1 protein-coding gene and 1 pseudogene are annotated in these 1071 nt (G+C 56.6%); both read right to left on the reverse strand.

The window, feature by feature from the left end; translation table 11 throughout:
* Positions 1-741: pseudogene (locus J7024_RS36990) on the reverse strand (virulence factor); the annotation flags it as partial.
* A partial coding sequence (locus J7024_RS36995; protein WP_234746061.1) for an effector protein Tle3 domain-containing protein occupies positions 738-1071 on the reverse strand: 334 nt, incomplete at its 5' end. The pseudogene J7024_RS36990 and the gene J7024_RS36995, both read right to left, overlap by 4 nt.

Raw genomic sequence — 1071 nt, forward strand, 5'->3', positions numbered from 1 at the left:
AGGCGTGTCGCGGCTCCAAAGCGTCTTGGGTGACGGCGGACCGATTTCGAAGAAATTCATCATCCGATCGACCATGCGCGATTTGGCAAAGGCCGGATCAAGCCGGAGCGGAACGGCAGCCTCGACCCGTATGCCCGCCAGTTCGCGCCAATTACGCGGGTTTTCGGACTTTACCGTGTAGAAGTAGCTCGCGTTACTGAAGTAGCGGGCGCGCAGGAGGAGGATGAATTTGTCGATGTACTTGGCGTAGAAGCCATTGAACGTCTCCTTTCCCCTATTGCCGTATGCGATACCCGCAACCGATTGCAGCGTAGTAAAGGACTGCGGATCGGTACGGACCATATCGTCATTCTTGTTTGGCGCAACAAGCCCTTGCGTCCACAACAATTGCCATTCGGTCGGATAGTCCATACGTTGCAATGGATTCAACCACATCAGTCCGACAACCTGCGCGAAGAATGGCTTCGCCGGTTCTTCTACTACTTTCGCGGTGCTCCCTGCAGGTGCTTGGACAGGCGAGGCTTGTACAGGACGCGTCATGGCCGTGGTGAACATAAACACCGCAAGGGCGGCCAAGGCAGGCAAGACAACGAATCGTTTCATCCAATCTCCTATTTCCAAGTGGGCAGGGTCGGGTTGCTCTACGTGAGCCATCAGCGTGGCCATGAGCACGGTGACAAGCACCCATGTCGAAACGGCGGCGGCGACACGTCGCGGCCATGTAGCGATCAGCATCTTCATACGGCACCTCCGACCTTCAAATAAAGCTGACCCTCACGCTCATCGAAGATCGCGGCCGGCATCTTGCCTTCGCTTTCTTCGGTATGTACCCATTCGTGGAGAGGCGTTCTATTGAGCGTCCCCGACGCAAAATAGTCGGCATACGTCTTGTTCGGATTCTCCGAGGGAATCCCGCCCCCCATCCGCCAATCGGCCTCAATCCGCAAGTCGTAGAGTTGATCGGGCGTCAAATAGCACCGACCGACGGCAACGTCATACGCAAGCGCCTTTTCGGCATGCTCCGGATTGGTCATCGTCGTCGAGTGGTTGGTTGGGCTATTGGTCGCACCG

The organism is Burkholderia sp. WTPI3, assembly GCF_021483755.1.
In the GTDB taxonomy this organism is placed as follows: Bacteria; Pseudomonadota; Gammaproteobacteria; order Burkholderiales; family Burkholderiaceae; genus Burkholderia.